Below are 20,723 nucleotides of genomic sequence, written 5' to 3' on the forward strand. Positions count from 1 at the left end.
CGACCTGACAGATCGCGATATCCATCAACCAAAGGAATCCCTGCGCTCCACCACACGGTGCAGCGCCGGGGGTTTGTTACTTGGCACTGACTTTCGGCACGCTGTTGAGTTCTCAAGGAGCGGACGCGCTCGTACTCCGGCCCTCGCAGGCCCTCGTTCGAGGCGGTGACCCCACTCTAGCACCGGCTCCGCAACAGTCCGGCCCGGCGGTTTCCCGCGCCTTCCGGCCCGGTCCGTTCTCGCTCGGTGCAGGAAGAACCATACACGCCCCCGAAGAAGCTCTGCACGGGGGGTCCCCGGCGTCCCTCGCGCCGTCGTGAACCGCGGTGGACACCAGTGGAAACGGTTGGGTAGGTGGCGCCATTCCCGCCGGTCGTCGCCGGCTCAGGCCACGCCGGCCGGGCGGAACTGGACGCTCACGCGCGGCCCGACTGGCCTGCTGGTCTTCGGGATGCAGTGCTCCCAGGTGCGCTGGCAGGAGCCGCCCATCACCACGAGGTCCCCGTGCCCCAGCGGGAAGCGCAGCGTCTCGCCGCCACCGCCGGCCGGGCGCAGGAGGAGCGGCCGCGGCGACCCGAAGGAGACGATCGCCACCATCGTGTCCTCGGTGCGGCTCCGGCCCAGGCGGTCGCCGTGCCAGGCCACGCTGTCCCGGCCGTCCCGGTACAGACACATGCCGGCGGTGACGAACGGCTCGCCGAGCTCGGGCGCGTAGTGCGCGTCGAGGGCGGCGCGGGCCTCGGTCAGGAGCGGGTGCGGCAGCGTCTCGCCGCGCCCGTACCAGCGGAGCAGCCGCGGGACGGCGACCTCGCGGTCGTACATCTGCCGCCGGTCGGCCCGCCAGCCGATGTCACCGAGCAGCACCTCGAGCACCTCGTCGGACCCGGTGACCCAGCCCGGCAGGTGGTCGACCCACGCGCCCCTGCTGAGCACGTGCCGCCGCACCCGGCCCCGGAGCGGGGTGAGTGCGGCTTCCTCGGCGACGTCGAACATCGACGGCTGGTGCGCGAGCGACATGGCGGCAGGCTACGCGCGATCGAACGTGTGTACGAGCCCTCGCTACGCGGTGAGCGCGAGCGCGAAGGGCAGCACGCGGGAGGCGCCGGCCAGCCGCAGCTCCCGTCCGGCGACGGTCATGGTCCAGCGCGAGTCGGCGAGGTCGTCGACGAGCAGCACGGGCACCGGCCCCAGCTCGGCGAGCCGCGACCGCAGCTCCGGCCCGACGACGATCCGCTGCCACACCCCCGCCAGCCGGAAGGCGCTGTTCCCGCCCGGGCCGCCGGTCGGCCCGCCGTGCGCCAGGGAGAGCTCGCCCAGGTACGGCAGCCGCCCCACCCGGGCCAGGCCCTGCGCCACCCCGGTCACCAGCCGCGGGCGGCGGCGCGACGGGACCGCGACCACCGCCGCCGGCCGCTCGGCCCAGTCCCAGGCGCCGAGCACGCGGGCGCAGGCGCGCAGCAGGTCCTCGTCCGGCGGGACGTCGGACACCGAGCGCTGCACCGGGACGTCGAAGGCGGCGTCCGGGTCCTCCTCGATGCCGGGCGCCTCGAGGTCGAGGGTCACCGTGCCGCCCACGCCGTCGTCGCCGAGCAGGGTGCGCAGCCGCTGGCCCCAGCCCAGGTCGGTGAGCCGGGCGACAGCCCGGCCCGGGTCCACCTGCGCGCCCGCCGCGATCTTCCCCTTCACCTCGACGCCGAGCCGGTCGGCGCCGGTGGGCCACTGCGCCCGCGGAGCGAGCTCGACGCCCGGGCGGTCGAGCGCGGCGGAGGCCGCCTCGGCGGCGCCGGCGGGGACGTCGGTCGGGTACCAGGGGCCGGCGCAGACGTCGCAGCGGCCGCACGGGGCAGCGGTCGGGTCGTCGAGCGCCTCCTGGAGGAAGGCCATGCGGCAGCGCGCCTCGTCGACGGGCTTCGCGTAGGCGATCATCGCCCGCTGCTCGGCCTCCCGGGTGCGGGCGACGCGGGCGTAACGGTCGGCGTCGTAGACCCACGGGCGGCCGGTGGACCGCCAGCCGCCCTGCACCCGCTCCACCGCGCCGTCGACGGCGAGCACCTTCAGCAGCAGCTCGAGCCGGGAGCGGCGGACGTCGGCCACGGTCTCCAGCCGCGCCACCGACCACGCCTTCCCGTCGGCCATCGCGGACAGGACGGCGGCGGCGTGGTCCTCGCGCGGCATGGAGGAGGTGGCGAACCACTGCCAGATGGCGAGGTCCTCCGGGCCGGGCAGCAGCAGGACGTCGGCGTGCTCGACGGCGCGGCCGGCGCGGCCCACCTGCTGGTAGTAGCTGACCGGCGACGACGGCGCCCCGAGGTGGACGACGAAGCCCAGGTCGGGCTTGTCGAAGCCCATGCCCAGCGCCGAGGTGGCGACCAGCGCCTTCACCCGGTTCTCCCGCAGCGCCTCCTCGGCCTCCTTGCGGTCGGCGTCGTCGAGGCGGCCGGTGTAGGCGCGCACGTCGTGCCCGGCGTCGCGCAGCAGCCCCGCCGTCTCCTCGGCCGCGGCGACGGTGAGCGTGTAGACGATGCCGCTGCCCGGGAGGTCGCCGAGGTGAGCGGCGAGCCACGCCAGCCGGGCGCGGTCGGTGGGCAGCCGCAGGACCCCGAGGCGCAGCGAGTCGCGGGCCAGCGGGCCGCGGACCGTCGTCACCCCGACGCCGCCGGCGCCCAGCTGCTCGGCGACGTCGGCGACGACGCGCTCGTTGGCCGTGGCGGTGGTCGCGAGGACCGGCGTGCCGGCCGGCAGTGTGCCGAGCAGGTCGCGGATGCGGCGGTAGTCGGGACGGAAGTCGTGGCCCCAGTCGGAGACGCAGTGCGCCTCGTCGACGACCAGCAGGCCGCAGCGGGCGACCAGGCCGGGCAGCTGCTCCTCCCGGAAGCGCGGGTTGGTCAGCCGCTCCGGGGAGACGAGCAGGACGTCGACGTCGTCGGCCGCCAGGGCCGCGGCGACGTCGTCCCACTCGGTGGCGTTGGCGCTGGAGATCTCCACCGCGCGGATGCCGGCGCGGGCCGCGGCGGCCACCTGGTCGCGCATCAGCGCGAGCAGCGGGCTGACCAGCAGGGTGGGGCCGGCGCCGCGGCGGCGCAGCAGCGCGGTGGAGACGAAGTACACCGCCGACTTGCCCCAGCCGGTGCGCTGGACGACCAGCGCCCGCTCGGACCGCTCGACCAGCGCGGCGACGGCGGCGTCCTGCCCCTCGCGGAACACCGCGTCGGGCCGGCCGGTCAGTTCCCGGAGGACGTCGAGGGCCTCGGTGGCGAGGTCGGCGGACGGCGCGGCGGTGCTCATGGCACCCGACAGTAGGTGCGTCCCCCGACAGCGGGACCGTGTGAGCAGGACCTGGGGACGACGGGCAGGATGGGGACGATGCGACCGCCGGACAACCACGTGCACACCGGGTGGTCGTGGGACACCCCGAGCTCGGTCACGATGGCCCGCGCGTGCGAGCGGGCGGTCGCCCAGGGACTGCCCGCGATCGCCTTCACCGAGCACCTCGACTTCACCGTCTGGGGCCCCGACGACCGGGCCACCACCCTCGGCCTGGTCGACCGGCACGCCTCCCGGCACGAGCCGATCGACACCGAGGGCTACTGGGCCGAGCTCACCGAGGTCCGCGAGCGGTTCCCCGAGCTGCGCATCTGGTCCGGCGTCGAGGCCGGCGAGCCGCACCTGTTCGAGTCCAGCGTCGCCGCCCACCTGGCCGGCGCGCCCGTCGACCGCGTCCTGGGGTCGCTGCACTCGCTGCACCACGAGGGCCGGCTCTACGGCGTCGGGCAGCTGCTCTACCAGGACGCCGACGGCACCATGCGCCGCTACCTGGCCGAGGTCGTCGACATGGTGGAGAGCAGCGACGTCTTCCAGGTGCTCGCGCACGTGGACTTCCCGCGGCGGTACTGGCCCGGCGGCTCGCACCGGTACGTGGAGAAGGACTACGAGGAGGAGTACCGGGCGGTGTTCCGCGCGCTGGCCGGCACCGGCCGGGCGCTGGAGGTCAACACCAGCAGCCCGCTGGCCTCGGTGGACCAGGTGCGCTGGTTCCGCGAGGAGGGCGGCGAGGCGGTCAGCTTCGGCAGCGACGCCCACCAGCCCGGCGCGGTGGGGCAGCGCTTCAACCTCGCCGTCGACGTCGTCGAGGCGGCCGGGTTCCGGCCCGGGCGGGACCGCTTCGACTTCTGGCGCCGCTGAGCTCAGCCGGCCGCCCGGTCGAGGGCGTCGCGCCACGTGCGCCGCAGGCCGGGCGGGGCGATCAGGCGCTGGGCCAGCAGCACGGCCCGGCCGCGCAGCCCCCGGCCGCCGGTGTGGTGCATGACGACGTCGACGTGGCTGCCGCCGCCGTCGCGCGGGGTGATCCGGATGTCGCCGGTGCCGCGGTCGCAGTGGTCGCTGTCGAGCAGCGTCCAGGTGACGCGGTCGGGGTCGGTCCACTCGTAGCGCAGCAGCACCCAGAACGGGACGCCGGCGCTGCCCTCGCGGACGACGGCCCACCCCTCACCCTGCTCACGGACCTCGTACTTCGCCGGGTCGAGGGTCTTCGACCACACCTCGAGCCGCCGGTCGGTGACGTCGGTGAACGCCTCGCGGACCTGGACCGGGGTGGCGCGGGTGTCGAAGCCGAAGCGCACGCGCATCGCCGTCTCCCTCCGGGTGGCCCCGCTGCCGCGGATCGTCCCCTGCCCAGGCGGCTGACGGGTGGGACGTCGTCCCCGGCAACTACTTCACCGCTAAGAGAAACGCCGCTAGGGTCGCCGGGGTGACGTGCCGCCGCGTGGTGATCGCCCTCGGGGGCAACGCCATGACCGGACCCGACGGCTCGGCCACGCCGGAGGCGCAGCGGACCGCGATCCGCGAGGCGGCCGGCCACGTCGCCGAGGTGGTGGCCGCCGGGGTCGAGGTGGTGCTCACCCACGGCAACGGCCCGCAGGTGGGCAACCTGCTGGTCAAGAACGAGCTCGCGGCGCACGTCGTGCCGCCGGTGCCGCTGGACTGGAACGTCGCGCAGACCCAGGCGACCATCGCCTTCACCGTCGCCGACGAGCTGGACGCGGCGCTCGCCGCCCGGGGCCTCCCGCAGCGCACCGCCGGGCTGGTCACCCGCACCCTGGTCGACGCCGCCGACCCGCACTTCGCCGAGCCGTCGAAGCCGGTCGGCCGGTTCCTGCCGCGCGAGGAGGCCGAGCGCTTCCTCGCCCTCGGCCAGGTCTGGGAGGACCGCGGCCCGCGGGGCTGGCGGCGGGTGGTCGCCTCCCCCGAGCCGCGGTCGGTCGTCGACTCCCCCGCGATCCACGCCCTCGCCGCGGCCGGCTTCGTCGTCGTCTGCGCCGGGGGCGGGGGCATCCCGGTGACCGACGACGGCGGGGACGGCGCCGCGCTGCGCGGCGTCGAGGCCGTCATCGACAAGGACCTCACCGCCGCCGTCCTGGCCCGCGACCTGGACGCCGACACCCTGGTGATCGCCACCGACGTCCCGAACGTGATGGTCGACTTCGGCACGCCGGCGCAGCGCCCGCTCGGCCGGGTCACGGTGGCCGAGCTCCGCGCGCACGCCGCCGACGGCCAGTTCGCCCGGGGCTCCATGGGCCCCAAGGTGGAGGCCGTCCTCCGCTTCGTCGAGGCGGGCGGCGAGCGCGCCGTCGTCACCTCGCTCGAGAACATCGCCGACGCCGTCACCGGTGACGCCGTCGGCACCGTGCTCACCGTCGCATAGAGAAGAGGAACAGGTGCCCGCACCGATCGAGGTCCGCAAGGTCCCGCTGCACAACGTGAGCGACGCCAGCGAGCTGGCCAAGCTCATCGACGACGGCGTCATGGAGGCCGACCGGGTCGTCGCCGTCATCGGCAAGACCGAGGGCAACGGCGGCGTCAACGACTACACCCGGATCATCGCCGACCGCGCCTTCCGCGAGGTGCTGCTGGAGAAGGGCAGCCGGTCGAAGGAGGAGGTCGCGCAGATCCCGATCGTGTGGTCCGGCGGCACCGACGGCGTCATCAGCCCGCACGCCACGATCTTCGCGACGCTGCCCGAGGACGCCGTCGAGAAGACCGACGAGCCGCGGCTGACCGTGGGCTACGCGATGAGCGACGTCCTGCTGCCCGAGGACATCGGCCGCATCTCGATGGTGGAGAAGGTCGCCGAGGGCGTGCGCCGCGCGATGGAGGCGGCCGGCATCACCGACCCGGCCGACGTCCACTACGTGCAGACCAAGACGCCGCTGCTGACCATCGAGACCATCCGCGACGCGAAGAACCGCGGCAAGGACACGTACTACGACGAGCCGCACGGGTCGATGGACCTGTCCAACGGCACGACGGCGCTCGGCATCGCGGTGGCGCTCGGCGAGATCGAGATGCCGAAGCAGGAGCAGGTCATGCGCGACCTGTCCCTGTACAGCGCCGTCGCCTCCTGCTCGTCGGGCGTGGAGCTGGACCGGGCGCAGATCGTCGTCGTCGGCAACGCCCGCGGGCACGGCGGGAACTACCGCATCGGCCACTCGGTGATGAAGGACGCCCTGGACCAGGACGGCATCTGGGACGCCATCCGCCAGGCCGGGCTGGACCTGCCCGAGCGGCCGCACGTCAGCGACCTCGGCGACCGGCTGGTCAACGTCTTCCTCAAGTGCGAGGCCGACCCGACCGGCTACGTCCGCGGCCGGCGCAACGCGATGCTCGACGACTCCGACGTCTTCTGGCACCGGCAGATCAAGGCCACGGTCGGCGGCGTCGCGGCGTCGGTGACCGGCGACCCTGCGGTGTTCGTGTCGGTGGCCGCGGTGCACCAGGGCCCCTCCGGCGGCGGCCCGGTCGCCGCGATCGTCAAGGCCTGAGGCCCGAGCGGGACCCGCCGGGCGCTCCCCTGCGGGTCCCGCTCACGGCAGGATCGCGTCCACGTACCCCCGTCGACGCGCAGCGCGCCGCTGCAGCAGCGGGGCCGGGCGGTGCCCGCGCACGAACCGCCGCTGCACCTCGTCCCACGGCAGGTCGCGGCCCACGAGCGGGTGGACGAACTCCTCGACGCCGCCGGTGTGGGTGGGTCCGGCGATCACCGGGTCCACCGAGACCGCGGACCCGGCCGCCTCCGCAGACGTTGCCGCGGGAGACCGCGAGCAGCGCCGTCTCGGTGACGCCGTGGTGGACCGCCTCGGCCGGGATGGCGACCGCGGAGTCGCCGGCGGTGTACTGGACCCGGCCCCAGCCGCGCCCGCACATCCCGGGCAGGTGGGCGCGGGTCGAACTGCTCCCGACGGACGCGGTCGTGTTCCCGGGATGGTCGACCACCGCGCCGTCCTCGATCGTCCCGGCGCACGCGGCGATCCGGCCCCGCGGTGGCGCGCCCGGGCCCGCTCCGGTACACCGTCACCCGTCCGTGATCATCCCGTTTCCCCTGGATGGGGGTCGGGTAGGGGCGGATCCTGATCATTCGACGACGTGAAGTGGGCCGCTCATGGACACCGATCATCGCGAGGGTCACGGGGGACTCGTGGGCGCTGTACGCGGCGCGTTGGAGCAGTTCATGGCTCTGACGGGCCTCGAGCCCGTCGCCACCACCGGCGTGCGCCGGGACGGCGACGGGTGGTCCGTGCTGGTCGACGTCGTCGAACTGGAGCGCATCCCCTCCACGACGAGCGTCATGGCGACCTACCGGGTCGACATGGACGGCTCCGGCACCCTGACCGGGTTCGAGAGGCTGCGCCGCTTCAGCCGCGGCCAGGTGGACCAGGCATGAGCGGACCCGTCGCCCGCCGTCAGGTCGGCGTCGGCAGCGGAGCGCTCGGCCGGCAGCCCGACTCGCTGGCGGACGTGCTCGAGCGCGTGCTCGACAAGGGCATCGTCATCGCCGGCGACATCGTCGTGAACATCCTCGACATCGAGCTCCTGACCCTCAAGCTGCGCCTGTTCGTCTCCTCCGCGGAGACCGCCCGCGAGATGGGCCTGGACTGGTGGAGCCACGACCCGTTCTTCTCCGGCCGGCCCGCGCCGGCCGTCGAGGACGGCGAGCGCGACGACGGCGAGGTCGCCGCGTTGCGGGCGCGCGTCGCTGAGCTGGAGGACCTGGTCCGCCGGCAGGGCCTCGAGGCCGGCCCGGCGGCGACGGACCAGACGACGGAGCGGCGGGAGGCCGAGCAGCCGTGACCGGTCCCGACGTCCCCGACCGCCTCACCCGGGTCGCCCGCGAGCTGGGCCCCGAGGTGCTGGCGGACGCGGTCGTCCGGGGCCGCCAGCTGGCGGTCGAGCGGCTGGCCGGCCTGCTCGCCGACGCCCTGGTGGCGGAGGTCCTCGCCGGCCGGGCCGCGGGTGCGGCCCCCGCGCCGGCCGCGGCCGCCCGCCCGGAGCCCGCTGCGCCGCCCGCACCCCCTGCGCCGCCCGCACCCCCTGTGCCGCCCGCAACCTCTGTGCCGCCCGAAACCCCTGTGCCGCCCGAGCCCGCGCCGCCACCCGGGTCGGCACCGCCTCCCGTGCCTCCGCCGCGGACCGACGCGGCTCCGCTGCCGGACGAGGTGCTGTACGCCTTCGCGCTGGCCCGCGCCGACCTCCCGGTGCCCGCGGACCCGCCCGGCGCCCCCGACGGCGGGCGCCCCCTCGAGCTGGTCACCGACGGCGACCTCGGTCTGCTCGTGCGCCGCGTGCCGCGGGCCGACCTGGAGATCGACCCCGACGACCTGTCCGAGGGCGGGCGCCTGGCGCTGCTGGCCCGCGGCCACGACGCCGTCGTCCGGGCCGCCGTCGCCGCCGGCCCGGTGCTGCCGCTGCGGCTGGGCACCGCCGTCCCCGACGCGACGGCCGCCCGCCGCCTCCTGGCCGAGCACGCCGCCGTCGCCCGCGAGCAGCTGGCCCGCATCGGCGACGCCCGCGAGTGGGGCGTCCGGCTGGTCCGCCCGGCCGACGGCGAGGAGGCCGGCGACGGCGGCCCCCGCCCCGACCGCGAGGAGCTGACCGGCACGGCGTACCTGGCCCAGCGCCGGCAGGCGCTGCGCGAGCGGGACGAGGCCGCCCGCGACGCCGCCCGGGCGGCCGACCGGCTCGAGCAGGTGCTGGACCCGCACGTCCGGGAGTGCCTGCACCGCGGCGCCGCGCCGGCGTCCGGGCTGCTGCTCGACCTCGCCTGCCTGGTGGTACCGGACGCGGAGGAGGCGTTCCTCGCCGCGGTCGGGGAGCTCCGGGCCGAGCTGGAGGACGACGGACTCGCGCTGGAGGTGAGTGGCCCCTGGCCGCCGTACTCCTTCGCCGCGCTGACCGCGGAGGGTCACGGTGGCTGAGCGGACCGGGATCCTCGGCGGGGACACCAGGGGCACGAGCCTGGTCGAGCTGCTCGACCGGGTGCTGCAGCGCGGCGCCTACGTCGGCGGGGACGTCGTCATCACCCTGGCCGGCATCGACCTGGTCCGGCTGGACCTGCGCCTGCTGCTCACCGCCGTCCAGCCCCGGGAGCCGCAGCCGGCCGGCACGGAGGCCCTCCGGTGACGGGCCCCGAGCCCCCGCTCCCGCAGCGGAGGGCACCGTCCGGCGCCGCCCGCCGCCTCGAGGGCAGCGGCGAGGAGGTCGGCCGCTCGCTGGGGCGGCTGGTCGTGTCCCTGCTGGAGGTCGTCCGCCAGGTCGTCGAGCGCCAGGCGCTGCGGCGGGTGGACGTCGGCGACCTCACCGACGCCCAGGTCGAGCAGCTCGGCCGGGCGCTGATCGACCTGGAGGCCACCTTCGACGAGCTGATCGACGCGTTCGGCGTCGTCCCCGAGGACCTGTACCTGCCCCTCGACCTCACCGCGCTGGCGCGCGGTGGCACCACGGGCACCCGAGCACGGCCCCCTGACCCCGACCCGAGCAGGAGATCGCCATGACCATGTCCACGTCCTCCGTCAACCGCGCCCCCCGGCCCAGCGGCCTCGCGGACGTCCTCGACGTCGTCCTCGACAAGGGCATCGTCATCGACGCGTACGTGCGGGTGGCGCTGGTGGGCATCGAGTTGCTCACCATCGACGCGCGGATCGTGATCGCCAGCGTCGACACCTACCTGCGCTTCGCCGAGGCGGTCAACCGGCTGGACCTGCAGCCGCAGGACCAGGTCGCCGGGCTGCCGGGGCTCATCCGCGAGGTCACCCAGGGCGGGCCGAAGTCCGCGACCAAAGGAGCCCTGAGCGGCGCCCGGGAGACCGCGCAGGACGTCATCGGCTCCCTCACCGGCCGCGACCGGAACCGCGAGGAGGAGGGCGACGGCGGCTCGCGCGGCGGCGGCGAGCGCGGCGCCCCGGCGTCGCGGCGGCCGCAGAACCGGAGCTGACGGTGCTGCTCGTGCACGGCGTCGTCCGGGAGGCCGACGCCGCCGCCGTCGGCCGGGTGCCGCCCGGCCGGCTGCAGCAGCCGCGCGCCGTCGTCGCGGGTCCGCTGGCGGCGGTGGTGTCCGACGCGCCGGACGGCGAGCTGGTGGGCGACGACGCCGTCGCGCACCTCGACCTGCTGGTGACCCTGGTCGTGACCGTCCCGGTGCTGCCGCTGCCGTTCGGGACCGTCGCGCCCGACGAGGACGCCGTCCGGGCCGAGGTGCTCGAGCCGTCGGCGGACGAGCTGGCCCAGCGCCTGGACGCCGTGGCCGACCTGGTCGAGCTGCGGCTGGACCTCGACTTCGACACCGACGCCTCGGTCGCCGCGGTGAGCCGCGACGACCCGGACATCGCGCGGCTCGCCGCGCGCGCCCGGGTGCCGGGGGCCTCGCTGGCCGACCGGATGGCGGTGGGCGAGGCGGTGGCGGCGCGCGTCGCCGACCGGCAGGCAGAGCTCGCCGCCACCTGGACGCAGGAGCTGTCGGGGGTGGCCGAGCAGTCGCGTGAGCTGCACGTCGACGAGCAGGTGTCGCGGACGGCGTACCTCGTCCGGCGTGGCCGGCTCGACGACGCCGACGCCGCGGTCGCCCGGCTGCGCGAGGCCGCCGCCGGCAGCGCCAGCGTCGAGTACGTGGGCCCGATGCCCGTCTACAGCTTCCTGGACGACGTGGTCGTGGGTTCGCAGCCCGCACCCCGTTCGCGATGGGGGTGGTGAGGGAAAGCAGCACACCGTCGGTACGGGGGCCGGCGGCAGTCGATCGAGCAGTTGCACCGGGGACCGGGTCCCCGGGCGGAGAAGAGGATCACTGTGACCGAGAGTCCCACGCCGTCCGTGCTCAAGCTGGGAGCCGCCACGCTCGGTGGCTACCTGCTGGGCCGCATGAAGAAGGGCCGGGCCGCACTCAGTTTCGCCATGTGGGTCGCCGGCTCGCAGTCCGCCCTGGACCCCAAGCGCCTCCTGCGTGAGGCCCTCCTGTCCGTCGCCAGCAGCAACGAGGCCAAGGAGCTGCTGACCCAGCTGCGCGGGCCCCTGCTGCAGGCCGGCAGGAGCGCGGCGACGGCCACCTTCGACACCCAGCTCGCGGCGCTGACCAAGGCGCTCGAGCAGCGCACGGCCGCGCTGAACGAGAAGGCCGGGAAGGCCGTCGACACCGTGGGCGAGGCGGCGCTCAAGGCCACCGACACCGCGGGCGAGGCCGCCTCCACGGCCACCGACACCGCCGGCAAGGCGGCCGGCGCGGCCGGTGGCGCCGCGGGCGGCGCTGCCGAGTCCGGCACCGGCGTCCTCCGCCGTGGCCTCCGGGCGATCACCGGCAAGGGCAAGGGCAAGGAGGACGAGGAGCAGGAGGACACCGGCAAGGCCGCGGAGGCGGAGGAGGACACCGCCGAGGGCCAGGACACCGGCACCGCCGAGGACCAGGACACCGGCACCGCCGAGGACCAGGACACCGGCACCGCCGAGGACCAGGACACCGGCACCGCCGAGGACCAGGACACCGGCACCGCCGAGGACCAGGACACCGAGGACACCGGCACCGACGAGGACCAGGGCGCCGGGGACGCGGGATCCGAGGACGCGGGGTCCGAGGACGAGGGCGTCCCCGACGACCGGGCCGAGGAGGACACCGGCGCGGCCGAGGACGAGGCGGAGTCCGGCGAGGACGAGGGCGACGAGGACCTCACCGCCGAGGACGAGACCTCGGAGGAGGACGAGGAGTCCGACGAGGAGTCCGACGAGGACACCGACGAGGACACCGACGAGGACACCGACGAGGACACCGACGAGGACACCGACGAGGACGAGTACGAGGACGAGGACTCCTACGACGCCGAGGAGGACACCGAGTCCGACGAGGGCGACGAGGGCGACGACGACCTCACCGCCGAGGACGAGACCTCGGAGGAGGACGAGGAGTCCGACGAGGACACCGACGAGGACACCGACGAGGACACCGACGAAGGCGAGGAGGGCGCGACCGCCGAGGACGACACCTCGGCCGAGGACACGTCCGGTGAGGACGAGTCCGAGGACGAGACGTCCGACGAGGGCGGCGACCGCACCCCCGACCCGGGTCACGCCGACGTCGACGTCGACCCCGGCCAGGCCGGCGGCTCGCCCGGTGACGACACGGACGGCGGCGACACCGACAGCGCCGCCGGGGGGACCGCCGGCGGGGGCAACGCCTCGCAGGACCTCGGGGGCGACGACGAGGGCGACGACGAGGAGCAGCAGGAGACCCCGCTGCCGCCGCGGCGTGCGGCCCGTCGTCCGCAGAGCCGTCAGGGCCGAGGGGACCGGGCGCAGGGCGACCGGGCGCAGTCCTCGGAGGCTCCCCGCCGGCGGCCCCGGCCGACCGGCGACGCCGCGTCCGGCAGCGGCCAGGAGGCCGCCGGCCGTGACGAGGGCCGCCAGACCGAGGCCGAGCCGGCACGCCGCGCCCGGCCGCAGGGCCGCACACCCCGTCGTCCGCGCACGGAAGGAACCCGCGCATGACCAGCACCGAGAACCAGGAGAACCAGGAGACCGGCGGCGGCGGAGGTGGCGGGGGCCTGCTCGGCGGGCTCGCCCACAACCCGGTGATCGGCCGCCTCGGTGACGCGGCGAAGGACTACGCCAAGGCCCGCGCCACCGACGCGGTGAAGTCGCTCGGCAGCAAGGTCGGCGGCGTCACCGACAACCTCAAGGAGAAGGCCGACGGCGGCGGCTTCGTCGCCCCCGCCGCGATGGGCGCGATCTCCCGGGTGGCCCAGGGCGACAGCCCGGTCAAGGCCGTGCTCGGCGGCGTGGGCACGGGCGTCAAGGAGAAGGTCAAGGGCCTGTTCCGCAAGGGCGGCGGCGCCGGCGGCAACAAGAAGTTCGTCAACATCGTCGAGGACGTCTACGTCGGCGTCCCGGTGAACGTCGCCTACGACCAGTGGACGCAGTACCAGGAGTTCGCCAGCTTCATGAAGGGCGTCGACTCGGTCGACCAGGCCGACGAGGTGTCCAGCAACTGGCGGGTGAAGGTGTTCAAGTCCCGCCGGAACTGGAAGGCGACCGTCACCGAGCAGATCCCGGACCGGCGGATCGTCTGGACCACCGAGGGCGCCAAGGGCACGACCAAGGGCGTCATCACGTTCCACCCGCTGGCCGACGACCTCACGCAGGTCCTGCTGGTCATGGAGTACTACCCGCAGGGCCTGTTCGAGAAGACCGGCAACATCTGGCGGGCCCAGGGCCGCCGCGCCCGGCTGGACCTCAAGCACTTCCGGCGCTTCATCATGATGCGCGGCGAGGCGACCGGCAGCTGGCGCGGGGAGATCCGGGACGGCGAGGTCGTCCGCGGCCCCGACGAGCCGGAGCCGGACGAGACCGGCGCCGAGGCCCCGGAAGAGGCCGAGGACCAGGACGAGACCGGCTACGACGAGGAAGCCGGGTACGAGGAGGAGGAAGCCGGCGAGGAGGAGCCCGGCGAGGAGGAGGGCGCTGAGGAAGAGGAGCCCGAGGAGGCTCCCGAGGAGGCCCCGGAGGAGGCCCCCGAGGAGGAGCCGGCTCCCGAGGAGCAGCCCTCCGGCGACGGGGGCGGGGCGCCCCAGCGGCGACGGGCGCGGCGGCCGGCACCCGCCGGCACCCGCTGAGAGGAGGAGACGATGTCCCAGACCGAGAACGGCGAGGTCCCGGCGTCGCTGCGTGAGGCGGCGATCTCGCTCAGCGTCCGGGAGGAGGTCCTCGACGTCCTCCTGGAGAAGATCGAGACCGACCACTACCCGTCGGCGACGATGATGGACGACGTCGAGGCGCTCCTCACGCCGTGGCGCAAGCAGGAGTACGCGGAGATCCTGCTGGCCAAGATCCGCCAGGACCGGTTCCCCAGCCGGTCGCTGATCCAGCGGCTGGTCCGCCTGTCCTCCTGAACGACCGTCGCCGGCCGGCGTCGGGGCCCCTCGGGGCACCCCGGCGCCGGCCGGTGGCGTCTGTGCGGCCGGGCGGCCGGGCGGCCGCGCGGGACCGGGGGAGGCCGGACGGCGCCGGCCCGTTAGCGTCGGGGCACGCCGACGGAGCCGGAGAGGGTGCGGATGATCGACAAGCGGGTGGGGTCACTGGCCGACGCCGTCGCGGGCATCGAGGACGGCGCGACCGTGTTGATCGGCGGGTTCGGCGCCTCCGGTGTCCCGGTGGAGCTGGTGCACGCGCTGCTCGACCAGGGGACCACCGACCTCACCGTCGTCACCAACAACGCCGGCTCGGGCGAGACCGACGTCGCGGCGCTGCTGCGCGAGCGGCGGGTGCGCAAGATCGTCTGCTCGTACCCGCGCTCGACCGGCTCGATCTGGTTCGAGGAGCGCTGGCGCGCCGGCGAGGTGGAGCTCGAGCTGGTCCCCCAGGGCACGCTCAGCGAGCGGATGCGCGCCGCGGCCGCCGGCCTCGGCGGGTTCTTCACTCCGACCGGCGCCGACACCCGCCTCGCCGAGGGCAAGGAGGTGCGGGTGATCGACGGCCGGCGGCACGTCTTCGAGGAGCCCCTGCCCGGCGACGTCGCCCTGGTCCGGGCCGCGCGCGCCGACCGCTGGGGCAACCTCGTCTACCGCACCGCGGCGCGGAACTTCGGTCCGACGATGGCCGCGGCCGCCGCGCTGACCGTCGTCCAGGTGGACGAGTTCGTGGAGCTGGGCGCGCTGGACCCGGAGGCGATCGTGACGCCGGGGATCTTCGTGGACCGTGTCGTGGAGGTGGGCAGGGCGTGAGGCTGGACACGCGGGACGTCGCACGGCGGATCGCCCGGGACATCCCCGACGGCGCCTACGTCAACCTCGGCATCGGCCTGCCCACGCTGGTCGCCGACTGCGTCGGGGACGACAAGGAGGTCGTCTACCACTCGGAGAACGGCATCCTCGGGATGGGCCCCGCCCCGGCGCCGGGCGAGGAGGACCCCGAGCTGATCAACGCCGGCAAGCAGCCGGTGACCCTCCTGCCCGGCGGGGCGTTCTTCCACCACACCGACGCGTTCCTCATGATGCGCGGCGGCCACGTCGACGTGACCGTGCTCGGCGCCTTCCAGGTCTCCGAGCACGGCGACCTCGCCAACTGGGCGACCGACGACGTCACGCACCCGCCGGCGGTCGGCGGCGCGATGGACCTCGCCGTCGGCGCGAAGCGGGTGCTGGTCATGACGACGCACACGACCAAGTCCGGTGAGCCCAAGCTCGTGCCGCGCTGCACCTACCCGCTCACCGCCGCGGGCGTGGTCGACCGCGTCTACACCGACCTCGCCGTCCTCGACGTCACCGCCGAGGGGTTCCTGGTGCGCGAGATGGTGGCCGGGCTCAGCCGCGACGACCTGCAGGGCGCCACGGCCGCCCGGCTGTCCTTCGCCGACGACGTCGGGGTGCTCCTGCCGGGTCAGCGGGAGTAGTACTCCACGACCAGCTGCTCCTCGCACACCACCGGGACCTCCTCGCGGGCGGGCACGCGCTCCACCCGGGCGGTGAGGTCGGCCAGCCGCACCTCGAGGTAGGCCGGGGCGGTGGCGTGCGCGCCGGCCGCGGCGACCTGGAACGGCTCCCGGGTCCGCGACCGCTCGGCGATCGAGATCCAGTCGCCCGGGCGCAGCCGGTAGGACGGGCGGTCCACCCGGCGGCCGTTGACCAGCACGTGCCGGTGGGTGACGAACTGGCGGGCCTGGTAGATGGTCCGCGCGAACCCGGCGCGCAGCACCGTGGCGTCCAGCCGCGACTCGAGGTCCTGGATCAGCGCCTCGCCGGTCTTGCCACCCGTCCGTCGGGCCCGGTCGAACGCCCGGCGCAGCTGGGTCTCGCTGACGTCGTACTGCGCCCGCAACCGCTGCTTCTCCAGCAGCCGGGTCGAGTAGTCGCTCTGCTGCTTGCGCTTGCGGCCGTGCTCGCCCGGCGGGTAGGGGCGGCGCTCGAAGTAGCTCACGGCCTTCGGGGTGAGCGGCAGGCCGAGCCGGCGGCTGAGCCGGACCTGGGGACGCGGGGTGTTCAACCGGACCTCCGTAGTGAACTTAGGTTAGGTTCACCTTACCCGCATCCCGACACCCGAGGTGATCGATGACCGCCGGCCCCTCCCCCCGCGCCGGTTCGGGCACCACCGGCATCCCGCAGCCCTCCCCCGCCGAGCGCGCCCGCACGGTGGCCGCCCGGGCCTCGGCGGCGCTGCACGCGGTCGGCGTCGGCGCGGTCGAGGTCACGGTCACCGGGACGACGGCGGCCGGGCAGGTGCTCGTCGTCGTCCCCGCGGACGGGCGCCTGGCGGCGGCGCTGCGGACCTCGCCGCTGGGCGACCTGCCGGCGCGGCTGACCGTCACCGAGCACGCCCTTCCCGGTGCAGCACCCGGTGCGCGGGCAGGTGGAGCTGTCCGGCTGGCTGACCCCCGTGCACCCGGCCGGCGTGCAGGCGGCGCTGCTGGACCTCGCCGACGTCCGCCCCTCGGACGCGCTGCTCGACGTCGGCCTGGGCGCGGTGCTGCTGCGCCTGGACCTCGCCGAGGTGCTGCTCACCGACGCCGGGACGTCGGCGGAGGTGGAGCCCGAGGACTTCGCGGACGCGCGGCCGGACCCGGTGAGCGCCGCGGAGTCCGGCCTCGCCGCCGCGCACGCCGGTGCGCTGGACACCCTGCTCGCCCGGGTGCGGGCCTGGGCCGGCCCGCGCGACGACGTCCGCCTGCTCGGGCTGGACCGGCACGGCGTGCGGTTCCGCGTCGAGGCGCGGCGCTCCTGCCACGACCTGCGCGTGCCGTTCCGGGCGCCGCTGACCGGCGGGGAGGGCCTGGCCGCCGCGCTGGACACCCTGCTCACCTGCGGTCCGGCGTAGCGGTCATCGCCGGGCGAACCAGCTGCCCTCCGGGATCTCCAGCGCGGGCCGCGGTCGATCCGGGCCGCGCCGTCGGGGCGGCTCCCACGGCCACAGCTCGACCACGCCCTCGGCGGCCGCGCGGATCGCTGTCCCGTCGATCACCGTGCTGGTCTCCGGCAGGCCGAGCTCCGGGCACCACACGACGACCGTCAGCGGCCCGGCCGGCGGCAACGGGGACAGCCACCAGGAGTGGTCCACGGAGTACTCGCTGCCCGAGCCGCTCCCCTGGGTGAAGACGACGTCGCCGCCCCACTCCGCCTCGCCGGTGTTGTCCACCCGGGTGCCGTCGGCCAGCTCGAGTCCGAGGAGCAGCGGTGGCGCCCCGGGGCTGGGCTGCCAGAGCACCTCGTGGAGCTCGGTCCCGGACAGCGTCCCAGGACGGACGCGGACGGCGAGGTCGAACGCCAGGCCCGTCGAGTGGACCTGCATCCCCACCAGGGCCACCACGGCGTCGTCGGTGCGGGCGAGCAGCACGTTCTGCGGCAGGGCCACCGGCAGCTCGTTCTGTGGCGCGCCCATCCGCCGCAGGTCGTCGTCGTCCGGTTCGCCGTCCGGCCAGGCGCTGGTCCACATGCAGCGAGCCTGGTGCGACCGCCCGGGCCTCGGCAAGGTGACCGGGTGCGGGTCAGGCGGCGGCGCGGGCCTCCTCGGCGAGCGCGGCCAGCGCCTGCTCGAAGCACTCCCGCGGCGGCTGCACGAGGCCCGCGCCGACCTGACCGGTGCCGGCGACCCGCCCGGCCATGCCGGTGTTGATCTGCGGCAGCCAGCCGGTCCGGGCCACGGCGAGGACGTCGATGCCGGTCGGGGCGCCGCGGAAGCCGAGGATCGGGATCGCCATCGCCGGGTTCTCGGCCAGGGTGAGCTGGTACATCCGCTCGGTGGTGGCCAGCGCGTCGGGCACGGTGCCGCCGACGAAGCGCACGATCGCCGGCGCCGCGGCCATCGAGAACCCGCCGACGCCGTAGGTCTCCATGATCGCGGAGTCGCCGATGTCGGGGTTGGCGTCCTCGGGGCCGTAGTCGCCGAGGAACAGGCCGACGGGCGTCTGCGCGGGGCCGGTGAACCAGCGGTCGCCGGTGCCGGCGGTCTGCACGCCGAACTCGGTGCCGTTGCGCGCCATCACGGTGACCAGCGTCGAGCCGGGGACGTCGCGGGCGGCGTCCATCGCCAGCTTCGCCGTCGGCATGCCGAGGTTGAGGAAGAAGTGCTCGTTGCCGCCGATGAAGCGCAGCGCGGCGGCGACGTCGTCGGACGGTGCGTCGAGCGCGGCCAGCGCCGGGGACAGCTCGCGCAGCGTCATCAGCGACCCGGCGCGGTTGCGGTTGTGCCCCTCGTCGCCCATCTGCAGCATCTGCGCGAGCACGGCCTTGACGTCCAGCGGCTCGGCCATCGAGCGCACCGCGCGGGCCAGCAGCGGGCCGAGGACGTCGCGCATCCAGGCCAGCCGGGTGAGCACCTCCTCGTTGAAGGCGCCCATCCGCAGCACCTTGCCGAGGCCCTCGTTGAGGTTGCAGTAGGCCCGGCCGCCGTTGACCGGGTCCTCCAGGCACCACGCCCACATCGACGGCGAGGTCACCCCGGCCATCGGGCCGACGGCGGAGCGGTGGTGGCACGGCTCGAGCTCCACGCCGCCCGAGGCGAGCAGCGCCTCCGCCTCCTCCACCGTCGACGCCCAGCCCTCGAACAGGCAGGCGCCGACGAGCGCCCCGCGCATCGGGCCCGACGCCGCCTCCCAGGTCAGCGGCGGGCCGGAGTGCAGCAGCGTGCGCCCCTCGAGGCCGAGCACCTCGCGGGCCGGGCGGACGTCGACCAGCACCGAGCCCGCGGCCAGCACCCGCTCGACCGCCGTCCGGTTGGCCGCCGCGCGGCGCGGGTCCAGCGCCAGCGCGGCGAGGTCGGCGGCGTCGCCGAAGCCGGGCGGCCGCCAGTCCACGTCGGCCACCGAGGCGCCCTGGGCGCGCAGCGCGCCGGAGAAGACGTCGACGCCCGCGGCCACCACCGCCGGCGGGCCGTCCAGCAGACCACCCAGGCTCATCGCTGCGCTCCCAGCAGGTCGAGGGCGTACCGCGTGGCCGCGGCGTTGGAGGCGAAGACCGCGGCGCCGGCCGCGGCGAGGGCGTCGGCCTGGCGGCTCCAGCCCTGGGGGTCGGCCTCGGTGCCGACCAGCGCGACGACCACCGGCAGCTGCGCGCGCTCGCGCGCGGCGGTCAGCGCCGGGGCGAGGGCCGCCGCCGGGTCGGCGTCGGCGCCGTGGCCGAGGACGACGTCGAGCAGCAGCACGGCGGGCTCGCCGGAGTCGGCCAGCCGGGCGATCGCCTCCAGCCGCAGCGTCGGGTCGATCATCGGGTGGGCGCGGCCGACGGTCAGGGCGTCGTCGCCGAAGTCGATCACCACGTGCCCGCGGGCGGACAGGTCCGTCCCGAGGTCCAGGTCCGGCCGCAGCGGGGTGTTGGAGCGGACGTCGCCGAGCACCGGGGCGGCGAGGAGCATCGCCTCGTCGGCCAGCGTGCCGCCGGAATAGAGGCCCTTGAGGACCGCGCCGGGCAGCGCGGCCTCCGCCGGCCCGGGCCGCGACGGCCAGACCGGGACGTCGAGCCCCATGTCGGCCAGCAGCGCCTCGACCGCAGCGGTGAGGTCGGGCGTCTCCGGCGACAGCGCGGCCGACCGGACCGGCGTGGCCAGCCCCGCGGCGGCCCGCTCCACCGCCTCGGCCACCGACGGCGCCGGCGGCTTGGAGACGACGAGCACCCGCTCGGTGGCCGGGTCGGCGTCCAGCGCCGCCAGCGCGTCGAGGGTGGCCAGCCCGCCGACGGCCTCGGACAGGTCGCGCCCGCCGACGCCGATCACGTGCGAGACGCCGACGCCGGCCGCGTCGAGCAGGCAGGACACCTGCTGCGCGCCGGTCCCCGACGCCGCGACGACGCCGACCGGGCCGGGGCGCACCACGTTGGCGAAGCCGAGCGCGACGCCGGAGACGATCGCGGTGCCGCAGTCGGGGCCCATGACCAGCACCCCGGCGGCGTGCGCGGCGCGCTTGAGCGCGACCTCCTGCTCCACCGGGACGCCGTCGGAGAAGACCAGCACGCTGCGGCCGGCGGCGATCGCGTCGGCGGCCTCGAGCGCGGCGTACTGCCCGGGGACGCTGACGATCGCCAGCGCCGGGGCGCCCGGCTCGAGGTCGTCGAGGCCGGCGCCGATGGTGCGGGCCGGCTGGGCGTCGGCGGTGGCGCGGGAGCGCTCGCGCTCGGCCAGGGCGGCGTCGACGGCGGCCACCGCGGCGGCCAGCGCGTCGTCGTCCACGGCCCGGACGGCGATCAGCAGCTGGTCGGGCGCGGGGGTCCCCTCGGGCGCCAGCCCCATGCCCGCGGCGAGCTCGACGTTGAGCGGCGTGGCCATGGCGACGAGGACGGCGGTGACGCCCTCGCGGGCGCCGACGTCGCGGCTGACCTGCATCAACCGCACCGAGTCGGCGTAGACGCCGCTGCGCAGGGAGACGTGCCGGACGCCCTCTCCGGGGCCTGGATCGCTCACCCCGCCGACCGTACCGGGAGATCCCTCAGCGGTGA

General features: G+C 75.6%; 24 protein-coding genes. 16 read left to right on the top strand and 8 right to left on the bottom strand.

Features of this window, described 5'->3' with window-relative positions; all coding sequences use genetic code 11:
• Positions 1-384: 384 nt before the first annotated feature.
• The gene (locus ACI8AR_RS14685) at positions 385-1,017 is read right to left on the bottom strand and encodes an alpha-ketoglutarate-dependent dioxygenase AlkB (RefSeq protein ID WP_457051683.1); all 633 of its coding nucleotides are present in this window, start codon (positions 1,015-1,017) and stop codon (positions 385-387) included.
• 42 nt (positions 1,018-1,059) lie between these two features.
• A complete protein-coding gene (locus ACI8AR_RS14690; RefSeq protein ID WP_457051684.1) occupies positions 1,060-3,285 on the bottom strand; it encodes a RecQ family ATP-dependent DNA helicase in 2,226 nt (741 codons plus the stop codon).
• A 78-nt stretch (positions 3,286-3,363) separates the two neighbouring features.
• Here ACI8AR_RS14690 and ACI8AR_RS14695 point away from each other — a divergent pair, with 78 nt between their 5' ends.
• Positions 3,364-4,182 carry a PHP domain-containing protein gene (locus ACI8AR_RS14695; protein ID WP_457051685.1) on the top strand — a complete coding sequence of 273 codons (819 nt, stop codon included), beginning with the start codon at positions 3,364-3,366 and terminating at the stop codon, positions 4,180-4,182.
• A gap of 2 nt (positions 4,183-4,184) precedes the next feature.
• On the opposite strand, the gene ACI8AR_RS14700 is transcribed toward ACI8AR_RS14695, so the two are convergent.
• Positions 4,185-4,625 carry a hypothetical protein gene (locus ACI8AR_RS14700; RefSeq protein ID WP_457051686.1) on the bottom strand — a complete coding sequence of 147 codons (441 nt, stop codon included), beginning with the start codon at positions 4,623-4,625 and terminating at the stop codon, positions 4,185-4,187.
• Between the two features lie 122 nt (positions 4,626-4,747).
• On the opposite strand from ACI8AR_RS14700, the gene ACI8AR_RS14705 reads away from it, so the two are divergent.
• On the top strand, positions 4,748-5,701 hold the full coding sequence (locus ACI8AR_RS14705; RefSeq protein ID WP_457051687.1) for a carbamate kinase: 954 nt from the start codon (positions 4,748-4,750) through the stop codon (positions 5,699-5,701).
• Between the two features lie 13 nt (positions 5,702-5,714).
• Positions 5,715-6,818 carry a barbiturase gene (bar, locus tag ACI8AR_RS14710; protein ID WP_456936117.1) on the top strand — a complete coding sequence of 368 codons (1,104 nt, stop codon included), beginning with the start codon at positions 5,715-5,717 and terminating at the stop codon, positions 6,816-6,818.
• A 42-nt stretch (positions 6,819-6,860) separates the two neighbouring features.
• On the opposite strand, the gene ACI8AR_RS14715 is transcribed toward bar, so the two are convergent.
• Complete coding sequence (locus tag ACI8AR_RS14715; RefSeq protein ID WP_457051688.1) at positions 6,861-7,037, bottom strand: hypothetical protein; 177 nt, start codon at positions 7,035-7,037, stop codon at positions 6,861-6,863.
• Positions 7,038-7,435: 398 nt separating this feature from the next.
• On the opposite strand from ACI8AR_RS14715, the gene ACI8AR_RS14720 reads away from it, so the two are divergent.
• The 12 genes from ACI8AR_RS14720 to ACI8AR_RS14775 all read left to right on the top strand — a co-directional run bounded on the left by ACI8AR_RS14720 (position 7,436) and on the right by ACI8AR_RS14775 (position 15,697).
• On the top strand, positions 7,436-7,717 hold the full coding sequence (locus ACI8AR_RS14720) for a gas vesicle protein GvpO (protein WP_456936118.1): 282 nt from the start codon (positions 7,436-7,438) through the stop codon (positions 7,715-7,717).
• Positions 7,714-8,124 carry a gas vesicle protein gene (locus ACI8AR_RS14725; RefSeq protein WP_457051689.1) on the top strand — a complete coding sequence of 137 codons (411 nt, stop codon included), beginning with the start codon at positions 7,714-7,716 and terminating at the stop codon, positions 8,122-8,124. Before ACI8AR_RS14720 ends, ACI8AR_RS14725 begins: the two co-directional genes overlap by 4 nt.
• The gene (locus tag ACI8AR_RS14730; protein ID WP_457051690.1) at positions 8,121-9,248 is read left to right on the top strand and encodes a GvpL/GvpF family gas vesicle protein; all 1,128 of its coding nucleotides are present in this window, start codon (positions 8,121-8,123) and stop codon (positions 9,246-9,248) included. Before ACI8AR_RS14725 ends, ACI8AR_RS14730 begins: the two co-directional genes overlap by 4 nt.
• A complete protein-coding gene (gene gvpJ / locus ACI8AR_RS14735) occupies positions 9,241-9,453 on the top strand; it encodes a gas vesicle protein GvpJ (RefSeq protein ID WP_387991074.1) in 213 nt (70 codons plus the stop codon). Before ACI8AR_RS14730 ends, gvpJ begins: the two co-directional genes overlap by 8 nt.
• The gene (locus ACI8AR_RS14740) at positions 9,450-9,824 is read left to right on the top strand and encodes a gas vesicle protein K (RefSeq protein WP_457051691.1); all 375 of its coding nucleotides are present in this window, start codon (positions 9,450-9,452) and stop codon (positions 9,822-9,824) included. Before gvpJ ends, ACI8AR_RS14740 begins: the two co-directional genes overlap by 4 nt.
• Entirely contained in the window at positions 9,821-10,264 is a 444-nt protein-coding gene (locus ACI8AR_RS14745; RefSeq protein ID WP_456929695.1) for a gas vesicle structural protein GvpA, read from the top strand. The genes ACI8AR_RS14740 and ACI8AR_RS14745 overlap by 4 nt, the downstream gene beginning before the upstream one ends.
• 2 nt (positions 10,265-10,266) lie before the next feature.
• Complete coding sequence (locus ACI8AR_RS14750) at positions 10,267-11,019, top strand: GvpL/GvpF family gas vesicle protein (protein ID WP_457051692.1); 753 nt, start codon at positions 10,267-10,269, stop codon at positions 11,017-11,019.
• 93 nt (positions 11,020-11,112) lie between these two features.
• Positions 11,113-12,798 (top strand): hypothetical protein, encoded by a 1,686-nt coding sequence (locus tag ACI8AR_RS14755; RefSeq protein WP_457051693.1) that lies wholly within the window; start codon positions 11,113-11,115, stop codon positions 12,796-12,798.
• Complete coding sequence (locus ACI8AR_RS14760; protein WP_457051694.1) at positions 12,795-13,922, top strand: SRPBCC family protein; 1,128 nt, start codon at positions 12,795-12,797, stop codon at positions 13,920-13,922. Before ACI8AR_RS14755 ends, ACI8AR_RS14760 begins: the two co-directional genes overlap by 4 nt.
• A gap of 12 nt (positions 13,923-13,934) precedes the next feature.
• Positions 13,935-14,198: a hypothetical protein gene (locus ACI8AR_RS14765; protein WP_456936126.1), complete on the top strand. Its 264-nt coding sequence runs from the start codon at positions 13,935-13,937 to the stop codon at positions 14,196-14,198.
• A 162-nt stretch (positions 14,199-14,360) separates the two neighbouring features.
• The gene (locus ACI8AR_RS14770) at positions 14,361-15,029 is read left to right on the top strand and encodes a 3-oxoacid CoA-transferase subunit A (protein ID WP_457051695.1); all 669 of its coding nucleotides are present in this window, start codon (positions 14,361-14,363) and stop codon (positions 15,027-15,029) included.
• Positions 15,026-15,697 (top strand): 3-oxoacid CoA-transferase subunit B, encoded by a 672-nt coding sequence (locus ACI8AR_RS14775; RefSeq protein WP_457051696.1) that lies wholly within the window; start codon positions 15,026-15,028, stop codon positions 15,695-15,697. Before ACI8AR_RS14770 ends, ACI8AR_RS14775 begins: the two co-directional genes overlap by 4 nt.
• Here ACI8AR_RS14775 and rpsD read toward each other — a convergent pair.
• The gene (gene rpsD / locus ACI8AR_RS14780) at positions 15,685-16,287 is read right to left on the bottom strand and encodes a 30S ribosomal protein S4 (protein WP_457051697.1); all 603 of its coding nucleotides are present in this window, start codon (positions 16,285-16,287) and stop codon (positions 15,685-15,687) included. The two genes, ACI8AR_RS14775 and rpsD, sit on opposite strands and share 13 nt — an antisense overlap.
• Positions 16,288-16,626: 339 nt before the next feature.
• Between rpsD and ACI8AR_RS14785 the strand changes: the two genes are divergently transcribed.
• Positions 16,627-17,115 (top strand): DUF2470 domain-containing protein, encoded by a 489-nt coding sequence (locus tag ACI8AR_RS14785; RefSeq protein WP_457051698.1) that lies wholly within the window; start codon positions 16,627-16,629, stop codon positions 17,113-17,115.
• Between the two features lie 3 nt (positions 17,116-17,118).
• Here ACI8AR_RS14785 and ACI8AR_RS14790 read toward each other — a convergent pair whose 3' ends face one another.
• Genes ACI8AR_RS14790 through ACI8AR_RS14800 form a run of 3 tightly spaced genes read right to left on the bottom strand, consistent with a single transcriptional unit; the run spans position 17,119 to position 20,688 of the window.
• Positions 17,119-17,730 carry a hypothetical protein gene (locus tag ACI8AR_RS14790; RefSeq protein WP_457051699.1) on the bottom strand — a complete coding sequence of 204 codons (612 nt, stop codon included), beginning with the start codon at positions 17,728-17,730 and terminating at the stop codon, positions 17,119-17,121.
• Positions 17,731-17,782: 52 nt separating this feature from the next.
• On the bottom strand, positions 17,783-19,192 hold the full coding sequence (locus tag ACI8AR_RS14795; protein ID WP_456936132.1) for a DUF1116 domain-containing protein: 1,410 nt from the start codon (positions 19,190-19,192) through the stop codon (positions 17,783-17,785).
• Positions 19,189-20,688, bottom strand: coding sequence for an FdrA family protein (locus tag ACI8AR_RS14800; RefSeq protein ID WP_457051700.1), 1,500 nt, complete (start codon positions 20,686-20,688; stop codon positions 19,189-19,191). The genes ACI8AR_RS14795 and ACI8AR_RS14800 overlap by 4 nt, the downstream gene beginning before the upstream one ends.
• Positions 20,689-20,723 lie beyond the last annotated feature (35 nt).

This window comes from Geodermatophilus sp. SYSU D01036 (assembly GCF_054050435.1).

What these genes read in the sequence shown, in the direction of transcription:
- ACI8AR_RS14760 (WP_457051694.1), top strand. Translation starts at nt 12,795, where the DNA reads ATGACCAGCACCGAGAACCAGGAGAACCAGGAGACCGGCGGCGGCGGA.
- ACI8AR_RS14770 (WP_457051695.1), top strand. Translation starts at nt 14,361, where the DNA reads ATGATCGACAAGCGGGTGGGGTCACTGGCCGACGCCGTCGCGGGCATC.
- ACI8AR_RS14700 (WP_457051686.1), bottom strand. Translation starts at nt 4,625, where the DNA reads ATGCGCGTGCGCTTCGGCTTCGACACCCGCGCCACCCCGGTCCAGGTC.
- ACI8AR_RS14695 (WP_457051685.1), top strand. Translation starts at nt 3,364, where the DNA reads ATGCGACCGCCGGACAACCACGTGCACACCGGGTGGTCGTGGGACACC.
- ACI8AR_RS14725 (WP_457051689.1), top strand. Translation starts at nt 7,714, where the DNA reads ATGAGCGGACCCGTCGCCCGCCGTCAGGTCGGCGTCGGCAGCGGAGCG.
- ACI8AR_RS14795 (WP_456936132.1), bottom strand. Translation starts at nt 19,192, where the DNA reads ATGAGCCTGGGTGGTCTGCTGGACGGCCCGCCGGCGGTGGTGGCCGCG.
- ACI8AR_RS14690 (WP_457051684.1), bottom strand. Translation starts at nt 3,285, where the DNA reads ATGAGCACCGCCGCGCCGTCCGCCGACCTCGCCACCGAGGCCCTCGAC.
- ACI8AR_RS14745 (WP_456929695.1), top strand. Translation starts at nt 9,821, where the DNA reads ATGACCATGTCCACGTCCTCCGTCAACCGCGCCCCCCGGCCCAGCGGC.
- ACI8AR_RS14720 (WP_456936118.1), top strand. Translation starts at nt 7,436, where the DNA reads ATGGACACCGATCATCGCGAGGGTCACGGGGGACTCGTGGGCGCTGTA.
- ACI8AR_RS14765 (WP_456936126.1), top strand. Translation starts at nt 13,935, where the DNA reads ATGTCCCAGACCGAGAACGGCGAGGTCCCGGCGTCGCTGCGTGAGGCG.
- ACI8AR_RS14685 (WP_457051683.1), bottom strand. Translation starts at nt 1,017, where the DNA reads ATGTCGCTCGCGCACCAGCCGTCGATGTTCGACGTCGCCGAGGAAGCC.
- ACI8AR_RS14790 (WP_457051699.1), bottom strand. Translation starts at nt 17,730, where the DNA reads ATGTGGACCAGCGCCTGGCCGGACGGCGAACCGGACGACGACGACCTG.